14 protein-coding genes are annotated in these 15,528 nt (G+C 67.2%); 4 read left to right on the top strand and 10 right to left on the bottom strand.

Annotated elements, in window-relative coordinates:
• Nucleotides 1–13 precede the first annotated feature (13 nt).
• From VL15_RS18900 to VL15_RS18870, 7 genes are all read right to left on the bottom strand, one after another.
• On the bottom strand, nucleotides 14–955 hold the full coding sequence (locus VL15_RS18900; RefSeq protein WP_048247689.1) for an ABC transporter substrate-binding protein: 942 nt from the start codon (nucleotides 953–955) through the stop codon (nucleotides 14–16).
• Between the two features lie 71 nt (nucleotides 956–1,026).
• On the bottom strand, nucleotides 1,027–1,587 hold the full coding sequence (locus tag VL15_RS18895) for a GNAT family N-acetyltransferase (protein WP_048247687.1): 561 nt from the start codon (nucleotides 1,585–1,587) through the stop codon (nucleotides 1,027–1,029).
• A 315-nt stretch (nucleotides 1,588–1,902) separates the two neighbouring features.
• A complete protein-coding gene (locus VL15_RS18890; RefSeq protein WP_048247724.1) occupies nucleotides 1,903–2,304 on the bottom strand; it encodes a type II toxin-antitoxin system MqsA family antitoxin in 402 nt (133 codons plus the stop codon).
• 2 nt (nucleotides 2,305–2,306) lie between these two features.
• A complete protein-coding gene (locus VL15_RS18885; protein ID WP_048247685.1) occupies nucleotides 2,307–2,603 on the bottom strand; it encodes a type II toxin-antitoxin system MqsR family toxin in 297 nt (98 codons plus the stop codon).
• A 108-nt stretch (nucleotides 2,604–2,711) separates the two neighbouring features.
• Nucleotides 2,712–3,746, bottom strand: a complete 1,035-nt coding sequence (locus tag VL15_RS18880) for a succinylglutamate desuccinylase/aspartoacylase family protein (protein ID WP_048247682.1) — start codon at nucleotides 3,744–3,746, stop codon at nucleotides 2,712–2,714.
• 255 nt (nucleotides 3,747–4,001) lie between these two features.
• Complete coding sequence (locus VL15_RS18875; protein WP_048247680.1) at nucleotides 4,002–4,277, bottom strand: hypothetical protein; 276 nt, start codon at nucleotides 4,275–4,277, stop codon at nucleotides 4,002–4,004.
• Between the two features lie 260 nt (nucleotides 4,278–4,537).
• Nucleotides 4,538–6,088 carry a sensor domain-containing diguanylate cyclase gene (locus VL15_RS18870; RefSeq protein WP_048247678.1) on the bottom strand — a complete coding sequence of 517 codons (1,551 nt, stop codon included), beginning with the start codon at nucleotides 6,086–6,088 and terminating at the stop codon, nucleotides 4,538–4,540.
• Between the two features lie 491 nt (nucleotides 6,089–6,579).
• Between VL15_RS18870 and VL15_RS18865 the strand changes: the two genes are divergently transcribed.
• From VL15_RS18865 to VL15_RS18850, 4 genes are all read left to right on the top strand, one after another.
• On the top strand, nucleotides 6,580–9,459 hold the full coding sequence (locus VL15_RS18865) for a xanthine dehydrogenase family protein molybdopterin-binding subunit (protein WP_048247676.1): 2,880 nt from the start codon (nucleotides 6,580–6,582) through the stop codon (nucleotides 9,457–9,459).
• Nucleotides 9,456–10,142 (top strand): (2Fe-2S)-binding protein, encoded by a 687-nt coding sequence (locus VL15_RS18860; RefSeq protein ID WP_048247675.1) that lies wholly within the window; start codon nucleotides 9,456–9,458, stop codon nucleotides 10,140–10,142. The genes VL15_RS18865 and VL15_RS18860 overlap by 4 nt, the downstream gene beginning before the upstream one ends.
• A complete protein-coding gene (locus VL15_RS18855; RefSeq protein ID WP_048247673.1) occupies nucleotides 10,139–11,398 on the top strand; it encodes a cytochrome c in 1,260 nt (419 codons plus the stop codon). The genes VL15_RS18860 and VL15_RS18855 overlap by 4 nt, the downstream gene beginning before the upstream one ends.
• A gap of 375 nt (nucleotides 11,399–11,773) precedes the next feature.
• Nucleotides 11,774–12,328 carry a hypothetical protein gene (locus tag VL15_RS18850; protein WP_329955952.1) on the top strand — a complete coding sequence of 185 codons (555 nt, stop codon included), beginning with the start codon at nucleotides 11,774–11,776 and terminating at the stop codon, nucleotides 12,326–12,328.
• A 172-nt stretch (nucleotides 12,329–12,500) separates the two neighbouring features.
• On the opposite strand, the gene pal is transcribed toward VL15_RS18850, so the two are convergent.
• From pal to VL15_RS18835, 3 genes are all read right to left on the bottom strand, one after another.
• On the bottom strand, nucleotides 12,501–12,992 hold the full coding sequence (gene pal / locus VL15_RS18845) for a peptidoglycan-associated lipoprotein Pal (protein ID WP_048247670.1): 492 nt from the start codon (nucleotides 12,990–12,992) through the stop codon (nucleotides 12,501–12,503).
• Nucleotides 12,993–13,287: 295 nt separating this feature from the next.
• The gene (locus VL15_RS18840; RefSeq protein WP_080970877.1) at nucleotides 13,288–14,499 is read right to left on the bottom strand and encodes a porin; all 1,212 of its coding nucleotides are present in this window, start codon (nucleotides 14,497–14,499) and stop codon (nucleotides 13,288–13,290) included.
• A 282-nt stretch (nucleotides 14,500–14,781) separates the two neighbouring features.
• Entirely contained in the window at nucleotides 14,782–15,354 is a 573-nt protein-coding gene (locus VL15_RS18835; protein WP_048247666.1) for a hypothetical protein, read from the bottom strand.
• Nucleotides 15,355–15,528: the final 174 nt, after the last annotated feature.

The raw sequence follows: 15,528 nt of genomic DNA, 5'->3' as shown, positions 1-15,528 counted from the left end.
GCGCGCGCGGCGCTCAGCTCTTCGGCAGCCCCGGCGGATTCGTGCGCGACTGGTCGAGCGCTTCGGACGCGAGGTTCCAGCGGTCGAGCACCTGCTGGTAGCGACCGTTCCTGATCAGCCCGTTCAGCGCGACGGTCAGCGGATCGGCGAGCCCGCTGCCGCGACGCGTCGCGATCGCGATATCGGCCGTGCGCGGCCAGCCGCCGCTGATCGCGCCGACGAGCCGCGTCTTGCCTTGCTGCGCGCTTTGATACGCGAGCACCGAGTTCACGCTGAACACGGCATCGGCGCGGCCCGACTGCACGGCGACGATGCGCATTGCCTGGTCGTCGTAGTACTGGATCTGCACGGGCTTCAGCCCGTGCGCGACGTTCTCGCGGTCCCATGCGAGCAGGATCTTTTCCTGGTTGGTGCCGGCGTCGGTCACGATGCGCAGCCCCGCGACATCCTTCGGCTCGCGGATCGCCTGGATCTTGCTGTCGTTGCGCACGTAGAAGCCGACCTGGTCCTTGCGGTAGGTCGAGAAATCGAACTTCTGCTTGCGTTCCTCGGTGACGGTGACGTTCGAGATCACCGCGTCGACTTTCCCCGATTCGAGCGCGAGCGGCCAGTCGGCCCACGCGAGCGCGACGATCTTCAGCTTGCGGCCGAGACTGTCGGACACGAGCTGGCCGACGTCCGCGTCGAAGCCGATCACCGTGCGCGCGTCGGTCGCATACGAGCTGATCGGCGGCAGGCTCGGTGCGATGCCGATCGTCAGCGTGCCGGGCTCGGCGAACTTGAACGACGCGGGTACCGCGCGTTCGACCGCCGCATCGGCCGTGCCGCGCGGGCGGCCGCGCTGCTCGGGGCTCAGGTCGAACGTCGCGGCGGCCGCGGCGAATGCGGTCAGGCCGATCAGCGCGGCGGCCAGCGTGCGCACGGCACGGGAAGAAAGCGGTACGGCTCGTTGCATGAAAACGTCCTGTCGTGGAAAGCGGAAGCGGAGATCGGAGTCGGAGGAAAACGGAGCCGTTGGTTGCGCGGTCAGCGCTGCAATACCGGTTCGGGCACGGGCGCCCACAGGTCGACGAGCGTCGACGTGCGCGACGGATCGGCGAGATCCTTGCCGAACCGCAGGTGGAAATACGCTTCGGGGTCGATCGACGAATCGAACAGCCGCGTATAGCCGGTGCGGTCGTACAGCGCCCACGCTTCGGGCTGGCGGAAACCGGTGGTCAGGTAGAGGCGGCGATAGCCTTGCTGCGCGGCGCGCAGTTCGAGCGCATCGACGATGCGTCGCGCGAGACCCTGACGGCGCAGGTCCGTGCGGGTCCAGATGCGTTTGAGTTCGGCGGTCTGCGCGTCGAAGCGCTTGAACGCGCCGCCGCCGATGGTTTCGCCGTCGCGCAGCAGCAGCACGAACGCGCCTTCGGGCGGCGCGAACAGTTCGGCCGGGTAGCGCGCGAGTTCGTCGCGCGCGGATGCGCGGCTGTCGGGGCGATACGCGTTGTAACGGGTCGAATATTCGTCGATCAGCGCGTCGATCAGCGGTTGCGCGCGGACGTCGAGCGGCGTCGTATCGATGATGCGGTCGGTCGTGGCCATGGGCATCGCGAAGGGCGCGCGATGCGGACGTTCCTGGCGGGGCTCGGGCACGCGGCCCGTCCGGTCTGTTCCGTTATCGCGACGCGGTTGTCGTGATGACGGCAGCCGGTGCGCATCCTGCGATGCACGGGGCGGGCCGCCGCCGTTTCGAACACGTTAGCGGCGCGGCCGGCAAAGACGAACGAAGCAATTTCGATAAGGATTTCGCGGGAGGCGTCAGAAGGCTTGCAGCGGGCGTGGGGTGGGGATGACGGGCCGCGTGCGCATGCGTCGGAGCCGGTGCTCGACGCATGCGCGATGCCGACATGCGAGCGCCTAGGCTGCTCGAACTTCGGCGAGTAGATCGGGGTGACGATCCAGGATCTTCAGCAATTTCACGAGGGCAAGCGGCGGATTCGTCTTGCCTGTCTCGTAACGGGAGAACGCGTTGACGCCACCGCCGAAGAGCTCGGCCGCCTCGCGCTGATCCAGCCTCAGCTTCTTGCGCACCTTCGCGATGTACTTCGGGTCGACGATGGTTGCGTTCACCTGCTTGTTGAACTCGGCGATCGCTTCGCCGAGACGGGTCGCCTTGTCGAGATCCAGTATCGATTCCCCGCAGGCCGGGCAAAAATCGCCGGTGATATCGTGAACGACAGTCGACCGGCCTTTGTAGGTATAGGGGATGTCTCGCGTGTCGCGGACCAGCCTGGCGGCACCGCATGCGGGGCATTTCATCATCATCGCTCCTTGAAAGACACGATCAGCACATCGTCGATCACCGTCAGTTTCAGGTACACGTCGCCACGCACCGTCAACGGCCGGTAGACGTCCTGCCAGATCGTGTGGTCGGCGTACGTCGTCATGCTCTTGTGGAAGTCGAGGTCGGTCAGCGACATCACGACATCGAGCGCCTCCCTTTCCGTGAAACCCAGTTGCCGGGCGCCGAATACCGCACTCGTGGTCAACCGGACCTTGCCGGATTCGACCAGCGCCTTGACGAGGGGCAGCTTGCAATGAGGCCTTCTCTTTTCCATTTGCGATCATAACCAAGTAAGTTAATTTGTCAAGTTGGTTAATGACGCACGTATGCCGTCCGTCACGAACGACAGACTGCATGGAAAAGGGATGAATCCGGAACTGGCCTATTGGCCTATGCTCGGCGCCGCCGACAACTCCGCGAGCTGGAACAGGCAATCGCCGCGCCGCACCTGCGCGGGCACGCGCTTGCACACCACTTCGCCGTCGCCCTTGAACCGGTGCAGCACCGGTTCGCGCAACGGCGTATCGGGGAAATGCACCCAGGCGGCCGGCTGCCCGGCCTTCACCTGGTCGCCGAGTTCGACGAGCGGCTCGTACAGCCCGCGCTCGTACGCATAGACGAAATGGCGGTCGCCGTCGACGCGCATGAAGCGCGTGACGGTCGGCGGCGCGTCGGGCACGAGCGCGCCGTGCAGCAGGCCGATATAGCCGAGGTAGTGCAGCAGCCCGTGGCGGCCGAGCCGGATCAGCGACGGATCGGCCATGCCCGCGCCGCCGAGTTCGGTCACGATCGAGATCGCGCCCTGCCGGCGCGCGGCCGACGCCGAATGCACGGGATTCGGCGCGTGCAGCAGCGCATTCTGCAACCCGAATGCGACCAGCAACCCGTTGAGCTTCGCGGCTTCGTCGGCATCGAGCGGATCGATCGCGAGCATGTTGCCGCCGTGGTAGAGCAGCGAGCTGCCGCCCGAGTGCAGGTCGACCAGATACTGCGCGCGCGACAGCAGCGCATGCTCGATGTAGTGGGCGATCATCTGCGTCGGCGTGCCGGTCGGATCGCCGGGGAAGCTGCGGTTCAGGTTGCCCTCGTCGAGCGGCGACACGCGCAGCCCCGCATCCGCCGCCGGGAAATTCGCCATCGGCAGCAGGATCAACTGCCCGCGGACCATCTCGGGCTCGATCTCGCGCATCAGCTGCGACACGATGATCTGGCCTTCGTATTCGTCGCCGTGGTTGCCGGCCATCACGAGCGCGACCGGCCCGTCGCCGTTGCGGATCGACGCGATCGGGATCGGCAGCCAGCCGTACGCCGAGCGGTGCACGGAATGCGGCAGCCGCAGGTAGCCCGCGTGCTTGCCTTGCGCGTCGAGATCGATTTCGCAGTGGATGGGGTTTCGCTGTGAGGAAGAGACGGTCATGGCGGCATCGTGCGATGAACGGAATCTGCCATCTTATCGGGAAACGACCGCCGCGCGGCGCACCGGGGGCGGGTAACGCCGAACGCCGTCAACCGGCATGCGCGCGGATGCGCATGGGCGAGCCGTTGTTTCGATACGCGCGACCGTGCGCGATGTTGCATCGGTGAACGCATGCCGGCGCGCCGGCCGGCTGCATTCCTGTGTGCGGTTTCGCGCCGATCCCTTGCCGCGACAGGGCCGGCGCGTGCGGCCGGCTTACCGGCCCGATGTTTCAGCTTCGAGACGTCCTTCTTCCCACAGTGCCCAGAAACGGCTGCCGGCGCGATACGGATTCGCGCGGCGCGTGCCGTAATCGGCGACGCCCTGGCGAAACGCGCCGTACAGCGTCAGCGGCGGATTGTCGACGCACGCGGCTTCGCGGGCGGCCGGCATGCGGCGCTCGGAGACGAGCCGCCGGATCAGCGATGCGCCGTCGATCACATCCAGTTCGTCGATGGTTTCGCTGCGGCTGAGGACTTCGACGGTATTCATGGTGGGTCTCCCTGACAACCTGTTTCCCTGACAGGGAGCAATAAGAGTGCCAGCCATGAAAAGCCTTGCCCTGCATCGATCGTGCCGGCTTCTGCGGCCAACGTGACGCGTCGAAACCGACGATGTTACGGAACACGTCACGTGACACGCGAGTGCGCCGCGTGACGTGCGAACACGCAAAGGGTTTCGGAATTGAATCGTCGGGAGGAGGCGGACGGCAGGGGAAAGACGGAGTCGCGGCCGATGCGCGCGGTGTCGGGTCAGCTCGCGGCGGCAGGCGCCACGCGCCGGCTCCCGTTCGAATAGAAGCGGTAGATGCCCTTGCCGTTCGACTTCGCGTCGTACAGCGCGCTGTCGGCTTGCCGGATCAGGTCGTCGGGCGAGCCGTGCCCGTCGTCGAGCGCGATGCCGATGCTGATCCCGAAGCTGACGGTCTCGCCGATCGATAGCGTGTACGGCGCCGAGATCTGCCGGATGATCCGCGCGGCGAGGATCGAGCACGCGTGCATCGTCGTGTCGTCGATCGCGACGACGAACTCGTCGCCGCCGATGCGCGCCGCAAGCTCGCCGGGCGGCAGCGTCTTGCCAAGCCGCTCGGCGACTTGGGTGAGCACTTCGTCGCCGGCCTGGTGGCCGAAGTGGTCGTTGATCGCCTTGAAGCCGTCGAGATCGAGATACATGACGGCGAGCGAGGGGCCCGGCATGCGTGGCCGGCGCGCGAGCATCCGCTTGAGCTCCGCATGCAGTTCGTGGCGGTTCGGCAAACCCGTCAGCGCATCGTGCCGCGCGAGGTGCCGGATGTGCTGCTCGGTCCGGCGGCGCGCGGTGACGTCCTCGACGATGATCACCGCGTTGCCGTCCGGTACGCGATGGCGCGTGAGTTCGAGCTGGCGGCCGTCGCCGAGCACGATGTCGAACGGCGCGGGCTCGTCGCGGTTCAGCCAGCCGGCGCACTGCGCGGCGAGGCCGGCGTCGCGCGCATCGGTCACGGCGTTCGCGCCGAGCGCCGCGACGACGTCGGGCAGCGGCGTATCGAGCATGATCTCGCGCGGCGAGCCGAACAGCTGCGCGGTGCGCCGGTTCGCGACGATCACGCGGCTGTCGCCGTCGATCATGCACAGGCCGTGCGGCATATAGGTGAGTGCGGCGTCGAAGCGCGCGACGAGTTCGGCGTTGCGCTGGCGCGCGGCGATCAGCGCGACGAGCACGCGGTAGTGGCGCTGCACGACCGTGCGCATGGCCGCGAGATAGATCGCGAGCGGCGGTAGCAGCAGCCACGCGCCCGAGCGGTGGGCCAGCAGCGCGCCGACGCCGATCGGCAGCACGCCGAGCGCGACCTGCGTCATCGCGAGCCGCGGCAGCGCCGAATTGCGCGACGCGATGCCGCCGAACACGCCGCCCGCGACCATCACCGACAGCGTGCCGAGCTCGACGTCGACGGCTTGTATGCAGCCCATCACGCCAAGGCCGAGCACGAAGCACGCGACGAGCGACACCGGCGCATAGCGCATCGCCCAGTATTCGGCGCGATCGTTACCGGCGTTGCGTTGCACCGCATAGGCACGCGCGATCGCGAGCCGGGCGGCGAGCAGGCTGATGTCGGCGATGAGCCACACGAGGCACCAGAGCTGCTGCAGCCGGATCAGCGCGATGGCCGCGACGAAGCCGCTCGCCAGCCCGGACAACGCCATCGGGCGGACGTCCTCGAACAGCGTGACGAGCATCGACGGGCGCAGCGCGGCCGTCACACGGTGGTTGCCGGAGGGGGGAGTGGCGAGAACGGAGTTCAGGAGAGATGCCCTGACTGCCATGATTTTTGACCTCGACACGATGTAGCGATGGCTGGCGATGCCCGCACGGCACGTGGCGGAAGCACCGGCCAAGCCGGATACGCGCGACATTACCATGAAACATGCGCGGCGCGGAGCGTCCGGGCACCGGCACCGGACGGGCCGGCGGGCCCCGGCCGCTAGTCGTAAACCACGCCTGCGAAGGTCTTGCGCATTCGACGACGCGGAGGCAGCATCGTTGCACAGCGAGACGATGTGCGGCGGCTGACCGGAGACCAGCCGCCATGGGTGGCGCGCTTGCGCGTCGGCAGGCAAACGCGCGCAAATCGTCGACGCGTTGCGCGCCGCGACCGGCCGCCGCAGCCCGGCTGAATCTCGTTATAAGAAATTCAATAAGTATTTCATGCGAGAAATACTATAGGCGATATATCAAAAACAATGCCAGAATGCGCGCCGCTCCGAACGCCGCGACACCCTATCGCCGTCCGAGCCGCATCAGGAGGTTCCCCCCAATGAAAAACCACGGCCTGTCACGGCGGGGTTTTCTGAAAGCCAGCGTGCTGGCGGGCGTCGCAGTGTATGTCGCGCCCCTGGGCAGCCGCGCATTCGCGGCGCTCTTCGAAGAAAAACTCCTCACCCCGGTCAAATGGGATAGCGTCACCGGCATCCCCCAATTCCGCATCGACGGCATCGCGAAGGTCACGGGCTCGAAAGTGTTCGCCCGCGACGTGCGCGCGGCCGACATGCCGCACTGGCCGCAGCAGCAGTCGCATGCGCTGATCCTGCGCGCCACGCAGGCCGACCGCACGTACGAAGGCTTCGACCTGTCGCTGCTCGGCGACGACCTGAAACCGGACCGCGTGGTCACGGCCGACGATCTCGCGCGCGACGGCGTCGCGTTCCCGGCGTTCTACGGCGACGACATGCTGTTGCCGGCCGGCAAGACGCCCGCGTATCTCGGCCATGCGGTCGCGATCCTCATCTATCACGACTTCGCACGCTTCCGCTTCGCGAAGAACACGCTCAAGTTCCGCGACGACGTGATCCGCTACGGCGCGGTCACGGGCCCGCTCGAGCGCGATCCGTGGGGCACGTTCCGCTACGTGCGCGTGGGCGGCAAGACGGCCTACGACGACGACGTCTATTCGAGCCTGAAAGATGCGCCGATCTTCCCGAGCATGATGCGCAAGCACCTGCCGGTGTGGCCGGACGGCAAGGAGCACGGCAAGCTCGACGAGCAGGGCATGTTCCTCGCGGGGCAGATCGCCGGCGAGCTCGATCATCCGTCGGCCGACTGGCTCGTGTTCGACCGTGAGTACAACACGCAGTCGATCGATACGGCCGCGCTCGAACCCGACAACGCGAACTGCTGGTACGACGCCGCGACGCAGTCGCTGCACCTCGTCGTGCCGACCCAGTCGCCGCTCGAAGTATCGGAAAACGCGGCCGCGATGGTCGCGAAATGCCGCTTCCCGGTGAAGAAGCTGTTCGTGCATCCGTGCTACACGGTCGGCTACGGTTCCAAGGATCACTTCAACGTGCCGTTCTACGGCCTCGTCTGCGCGCTGTACGCGGACGGCCGCCCGGTGCGTTTCGCGAACGACCGCTACGAGCAGTTCCAGACGTCGCTGAAGCGTCACGCGTTCAAGATGCACTACCGGATCGCGGTCGACCGCAACACGGGGCTGCTGCAGTCGTTCAAGGGCGACTTCGAGGCGAACGGCGGCGGCCGCATGAACTTCTCGCCGTCGGTCGCGATGGTCGGCGCGACGGCCGCGCAATCGATCTACTACTTCCCGAAGAGCGACCTGGCCTCGGTCGCGATCGCGTCACGCGCGATCGACGCCGGTTCCGCACGCGGCTACGGCACGCTGCAGAGCATGGCCGCGACCGAGATGGCGGTCGACGAGATCGCCGCGCAGCTGAACATCGACCCGATCGACTTCCGCCTGCGCAACGCGCTGCGCTCGGGGATGAAGAACACGCAGGGTGCGATTCCCGCCGGCGCGCTGCGCGTCGACGAAGTGCTGGAACGCGCGAAGCAGCACCCGCTGTGGACGCACCGCGTCGCGCGCAAGGCCGAATTCGAGGCCGCGAACCCGGGCAAGCGCTACGGCGTCGGCTTCGCCTGCGTGCAGAAGGATTTCGGCACGGGCGCGGAAGCATCGTTCGCGAAGGTCGAGTTCGACGAGCACGGCAAGGTGTCGCTGCAGCACACGGCTGCCGAGATCGGCACCGGGATGTCGACGTCGCAGGCCGTCGCGGTCGTGAAATGGCTCGGCCGTCCGGCGACGGACGTGCGCGTCGCCGTGACCGAGTGGCCGGACCTGCCGGTCGAGACGAGCGGCGATCCGTACCTCATGTCGCAGGCCGACCAGGATCGGTTGAGCGCGAACCCGCGCTGGTCGCCGAACTATGCGTCGCCGTCGAGCGCGACCAACTCGGCGTACTACTTCACGCACAGCACGCGCGAAGCCGCGCGCGCGGTGTTCCGCTACGGGCTGTGGCCGGCCGCGATGTCGATCTGGACGCGTGGCCTCGGCGGCGGCCAGGCCGCGCCGTACACGATCCGTATCGAGGACGCGCGCTGGGTCGACGGCAAGCTGACCGCCGACGGCCTCGAGCCGCTGACGTTCGAACAGCTCGCGAAGCAGGCGCATGCGCTCGGCCTGCCGACCGGCGCCGTCGTGCACGTGTTCAACCGCTGGCAATGGACCGACGCCGAGTTCGAAGTGGGCGGCATGGTCGATCGCCTGCCGATCGACGGGCTGTCGCTGCGCGTCGGCGCGCCGAAGACGGGCGACGACAACGGCCCGGTGCCGGGCACCGCCGCGCCGGCCGGCGCGACCGCGATGCGCGGCACGCTGGCGCCGACCGCGAACGGCTATCGCGTACTGGACCGCAAGCGCGTGTTCATCCCGCCGACGAGCCGCAACAACGCGGCCGTCACGTACTACACGGCCGTCGGCACGCTCGTCGAGCTGGCCGTGCACGAAGCGACCGGCAAGGTCGAACTGATCACGCACCACTCGATCATGGAGTGCGGCAACCAGATCTCGCCGCAGCTCGTGTCGGGCCAGTTGCAGGGCGGCCTCGCGATGGGCATCGGCCATGCGCTGCATGAATACCTGCCGCTCTACGAGGACGGCCCGGGCAACGGCACGTGGAACTTCAACCGCTACCAGTTGCCGCGCGCGTCCGACGTCGCCGTGTGGTCGCAGACGGGCGACATCCTGCCGCCGCTGTCCGAGACCGATCCGCCGAAGGGTGTTGCCGAAGTGGTGATGATTCCCGTCGTCGGCGCGATCGTGAACGGCATCGCGCACGCGATCGGCCATCGTTTCACCGACCTGCCGGTGACCCCGCAAAAGATTCAGGAGGTGCTCGCATGACGACCGCCCAAACCGCGGCTTCGGCCGCGAGCGCCAGCGCGGCTGCGACCGGCGCTTCCGCGCCGGCGGCGGCTTCGGCCGCACCGGCATCCGCCCCGGCCGCTGAGCCGGCAGCCGTCGAGCGTCCGCTCGTCCGGTTCCAGCAGAAGCCGCTGTCGATCAATATCAACGGCAAGTCCGTCGGCCCGATGCAGGTGCCCGAAGGGCTGATGATGATCGAGTTCCTGCACGAGTACGCAGGCCTCACCGGTTCGCGACTCGGCTGCGGGCAGGGCATCTGCCACGCCTGCGTCGTGATCGTCGACAAGCCGGACGGCACGAGCGAGGAAATGCGCACCTGCATTACCGGCGCGCACTTCTTCCACGGCCGTTCGATCCGCACGATCGAAGGCCACGCGAAGCGTAACGATGCGGGCGAAGTGGTCGAACTGTCGCCGATCCAGCAGAAGTTTCTCGAGCACTTCAGCTTCCAGTGCGGCTACTGCACGCCGGGCTTCGTCAACGCGGCGACCGTGCTGATCGAGCGCCTGAAGCGCGAGCCGGTCGCGAAGGCCGACGTCGAACGCACGATTACCGAAGCGCTCGACGCGCACATCTGCCGCTGCACGGGCTATGTCCGCTACTACGAAGCCGTGAAGGACGTGGTGCTGACGACGCAGGGACTCGTGAAGGACGCCGCATGAAACGCACATTCGCCCATCGTGTCGCGCGGGCCGCGGGCCTGCCCGTGCTCGCGGCGGCCTGCGCGCTGCTGCTTGCTGCCTGCGGCGGCCATGACGCGCCTGCGTCGAACGCGGCGTCCGGCGCACCCGGTGCCGACCAGGTCGCGCGCGGCCGTTATCTCGTCAAGGCCGCCGACTGCGCGGCGTGCCACACCGCGAAGGACGGCGCGCCGTTCGCCGGCGGCGCGAAGCTCGATTCGCCGTACGGCACGTTCTACGGCTCGAACATCACGCCCGACAAGGATCACGGGATCGGCAACTGGAGCGCGGACGATTTCTACGCCGCGCTGCACGACGGCAAGGCGCCGGCCAAGCGCCTGTATCCGTCGATGCCGTACACGTCGTACCGGCAACTCACGCGCGCCGACACCGACGCGATGTACGCGTACCTGATGACGGTCAAGCCGGTCGCGCAGGAAAACCGCGCGCACGACCTGAAGTTCCCGTACAACCTGCGCTTCGGCATGGCCGTGTGGGATCTGTTCTTCCTGAAGGACAGCCTGCCGGATGCGTCGGTCGGGCAATCCGCCGACTGGCAGCGCGGCCGTTATCTGGCGAACGCGCTCGGCCACTGCGCGGAATGCCACACGCCGCGCACGCTCACGGGCCAGCTCGACAGTGCGAAGCCGCTCGCGGGCGCCGCGCTCGGCCGCGTGGCCGCGCCGGACATCACGCCGGCCGGCCTCGCCGCACGCGGCTGGACGGGCACCGACCTGCAGACGTTCTTCGGCGTCGGCATCGCGCCGCAGGGTTCGGCGTTCGGCGAGATGTATCCGGTTGTGCACCTGAGCACGCAATTCATGACGAAGGACGACCTGCGCGCGTTGTCCGTGTACCTGCTCGGCGATACGCCGCCCGCGCCGCAACCGGTGAAGCCGGTGTCGGCCGATGCCGCGCAGCTCGCGGCCGGCCGCTCGGTGTATCTGGCGGTCTGCGCGGGCTGTCACGGTTTCAACGGCGAAGGCAAGCCGCACGTCGCTGTGCCGATGAACGGCAATTCGACGGTGCGCCAGGGCGACCCGCGCAACCTGCTGGTCGCGATGCTCGACGGCATCGACGAGCAGAAGTTTGCCGGCCTCGAAAACCTGCAGCCGATGCCGGGTTTCGCGCACACGCTGAGCGACGACGAACTCGCGCAGCTCGCGAACTACCTGCGTGCGACGTGGGGCGGCCAGCCCGCGAGCGTCACGCCGGCCGACGTGAAGGCCATGCGTTAAGTCGTGCCGCAGGGCGGGGCGTCGCGCGCGAGGCAGCCGGTTTCCGGCGCTCGCGCGCGATGCGTCGCCCGACTTTTTGCGGTGGCTCTTCAGTAGCCGCTGCCGCCACCGCCTCCACCTCCGCTGCCTCCCGACCCGCCGCCATACCGACTCATGCCGGGCCCTTGCGAAGTGCCGCTGCCAGACGTGCATCCCGCCGACAGCACAAGCACCAGCGCCGCGATCAACGCCGCGGCCAACGTTGCCGATTTCATTGCAATCTCCTTGCAGCGCGCAGGCCGCGGGACAGGCCGGTTCGCGTGAACCGCGCGACTGCGCGATGACGAAACGTTTCGGGCGGGCCGTTTATTCCATGCTTTTTGCGTATCGTCGCGCGTGAAGGTGCCGGATCGGACGCACCGCGCGGTGCCTTGGTACACTCCGGCACGCCGCCATTCCGATTCCGATGACAAAAACATGAGTGCCACCATCGATCGTCCACCGCGCAAACCGCTGCGTGCGTCCAGTCCCGTTGTGTTCGGCTGCCTGTCGTTTGCCGTCGGCGGCCCGCTCGTTGCGGCGATTGTCTGGCCGTCCGTGATGCTGGTTGCGTGGTCCGTGATTCACGGTCCGCAGTGGGATACGCTGAAACTCTGCGCGGGCATGGTGCTGATGGTTTTTGTCGCGTCGTTCGTATTCGGCTATTTTCTGCCCGCGGCGGTTGCGGGCGGCATCATGGGCGCGATCGGCACGCGCATCCGGCGGCGCTGGTTCGTACTGCTGGGGATCGTCGTGGGCACCGGTTCGATGATCGGATACGTGCTGCTGCAGACCTATCTGTTGAAGTCGGATGAAATCGGTGGCATCGACGGGATCGCCATACTCGATTCGTTCGTGACGTCGGCCGTGATGTCGCATTGGCTGCATCGGCGGCTCGAACGCTTGCGTTGAGCATGACCGCGTGCGTCGCGCGATCTTGCGCCACGGCGTTCACGACTTCGGCTGGAAGTACGTGGCGCGATCGCTGTCGCGGTTCGGTGGTGTCCGGATGCGGCCGGGGCCCGGCGGCCCGCGGCCTGCAGTGCGTTCCTTTACGCGATGCCGCCGTCGCGGCGGCGTCCGCTCAACGATAGACGAGATCGGCGCGGCGGTTCTGCGCCCACGAATCCTCGTCGTGCCCCAGCGCGACCGGTTTTTCCTTGCCGAGGCTGACGGCCTCGAGTTGCGTGGCCGGCACGCCGAGCGTTTCGAGCACGCTCATCACGGCCTGCGAACGGCGCTCGCCGAGCGCGAGGTTGTATTCGGACGTGCCGCGTTCGTCGGTATTGCCCTGGATCAGCACATGCCGCGCCGGATGGCTGCGCAGGTAGTCGGCGTGCGCCTGCAGCAGCGACTGGTATTCGGGTTTCACGGAGTACTGGTCGAAATCGAAATAGATGCTGCGCTTCGCGAGCGGGCTGTTCGGATTGTCGAGATCGTCGGCCGTCACCGTTGCGACGGCTTCGCTCGACGGCGTCGGCGCCATGCCGGCATTCTCGGGTGTTTTCGCCGCATGGTGGCAACCGGCCAGTAGTGCGAAGGCTGCCAGAACCGCAAATCGGTTCGTTTTGCTCATCGTTCGTCTCCCGCGGTTGACTGCGTTGAAAGCGTGGTGCGTGCCACATCTGCACGTACGTATCCGGCCGCAACGGCGCGAAAGTGCCGGCTCCGTCACGCGATGCGTTTCGTAAGCCGGCGGGGCGCCATATGAAAGAGTGTTGTGGCCGGAGCACCGAAACACGATGCCGCTGCAACTAGATTAGGAAAAATGTCACAGCGTGACCAGTTTCTCCGCATTTTTTGCGCAGACGCGACAGTCCGGGAGACATTCCTGCTTCTGCAGGCGATCAAGCGAGCAGGGTGCCGCGTCGTCAGAACTTATGACGCAAACCCAGTGCGACGACGATCTGGTTGCTGTTCGCCGACGGCGTTAGCGTCCAGACGGTCGCGTTGAACGCGGGAATGCCGTTGCCGCCGCTCACGCTCTGGTAGGTGCCTTCGAGATACGCGTCCGTGCGCTTCGACAGCGCATAGTCGGCCTGCGCGACGACCTGGTTCCATTTCGGGCGCGTCTGGCCCGTGCGCGTGTCGAAGCGACCCATCGTGTAGGTGTACGCGGCGGCGACGCTCAATGCGCGCGTGACGAAGAAGCGCCCGTCGACCGAGAAGTTGTCGAACACCAATGATTCGCCCTTCAGCGGCGCGATGCTGGCGCCCTGGAGCACGCCCGTCACGCCGTCGGTGGTCGAGTGCGACCACGCGGCGCCGACCGAATGCGGGCCGAACGCATAGCGGCCTGCCGCGGCCCAGATCTGCTGGTTGCCGCCCGTGATCGTCGCGGAACCGTCGACCGTGCTCAGCGCGCCGTCCGGGTTCGGCGCATTGCGGTCGCGGCTGATCTTCAGGTAGCCGGCGCCGAGCTTCAGCGGCCCGTTCGCATACGACAGCCCCGCGCTCCACGCCGCGTTGTTGCTGAACTGGCCGGCGGTGTTCGAGAAGCCGAACATCGCGCCGAACGTCAGCCCGTGATACGTCGGGCTCGTGTACTTCACCGTGTTGTTGATGCGCAGGTTGCGGTTCGAATCGTCGTTGTCGTACGGATGGACCGCGAGGTTGCCGCCCCAGCCGGGCCCGGACGCGCCGAGCGGCGTCACGAAATCGAGAATCAGGTCGTACTGGCGACCGAACGTGAGCGTGCCGGCCGTCTTCGAGCTCACGCCGATCCACGCCTGGCGGCCGAACAGGTCGACGCCTTTCTGCGACAGCTTGCCGGTGGTGCCCGAGAAGCCGTTTTCGAGCGTGAAGACCGCGGCCATCCCGCCGCCGAGATCCTCGCGGCCGCGCAGCCCCCAGCGCGCCGCGTTCAGTGCGCCGCTCGTCATCGCGACGGCGCCGCTGCCGGGCGAGCCGGCGCCTTGCGTGCGCTGGTTGGTTGCGTAGGTGATCGACGTATCGATCAGGCCGTACAGCGTGACGCTGCTTTGTGCGTGTGCGACGCCCGGCACGAAGCCGGTGATGCATGCGGCAAAAACGGTCCCCGCGACGCGCGCGCCGGCATGCTTGTTCATTTGGTAGGAATGCATAGGAGTTTTTATCGTTGGCCCGGCCCGGTGGCCGGCAGGTCGCGTCGGCGTGCAGGCCGACGGATCGAGCGGCCATTATTGGAGATCGCGCGACGGTCGATTAAGGCGCTGCACAGGAAAGGTCCTCTGCGAAATCGAGCGGAATCGCGGCGAGTCGGCGCAGGCGTCGGGGAGTGTGTGGCGCGGGAGGGGGCGTGTCGAGGTGTCGGCGGCGCGTTTCGGTTTCAGTGCGACGTCAGGCCGTTCGAGCCGTCGGCACGGAATCGAATGTCGAACGGTTGGTTAACGGCGCACAATCGGCAGCGCGGCGCCGACGCCACCGCTTCGATACGCGGCACGCACGGCGATCGCCCTGGCTTCGATCGCTTCCGGCGACGGGCACGGTCTCAGTCGAACGACGACGCGCGGCAACACGGCAAGCTGATTGCGCAGGCGCACGATCGACCGGCAACCACGAAACGCCGACGCATCCGGATGCGATGCGGCTTCGGCAAGCCCGACGGTCCACGCGACACCGCGATGGTGCCTGACTTCGTCGAGATGCGGCAGGTAGCGTGCGTCGCCCGATAACGCGATCAGCAGCGCGGCCCAGTGCGCGCCGCGCCATCCGTGATTCATGTCGCGCGTCAGGTCGGCCAGCAGCGCGTCGTCCAGCACGGACAGGCTTTGCTGGCACAGGTAGTGGAAGTCGAGCGGTTGATAGCGGACCTGCGGGTATTCGCGCAGGACATGCCCGAGTTCGGCTCCGGTATCGACGGCGGCAGCGAGAAACCGTTCGGCCGGTGCAGGGCGGTTCAACTGCAAGGTCGGCACGCTCAGGAACAGCCGGTTGATGTCGTCGGGGTGGTAGTGCATCGGGAATGCCGTGGTGTGCGGAGGTTCGCCGCAACGGCGTGCACGGCCGCCGCCCCGGTTTTCTCCTGACCAATCAGTATGAATGGACCGCACGGCCGGCGGCAACGGGAAAAACTTACCGCTCGGGCGGCACCGAACCGCGATCGGCAAGCCACGCCCGTTTTACGCGCGCGC

It is taken from the genome of Burkholderia cepacia (assembly GCF_001039005.1).
GTDB lineage: Bacteria > Pseudomonadota > Gammaproteobacteria > Burkholderiales > Burkholderiaceae > Burkholderia > Burkholderia theae.
This window is presented reverse-complemented; position numbering and strand designations above follow the sequence as displayed.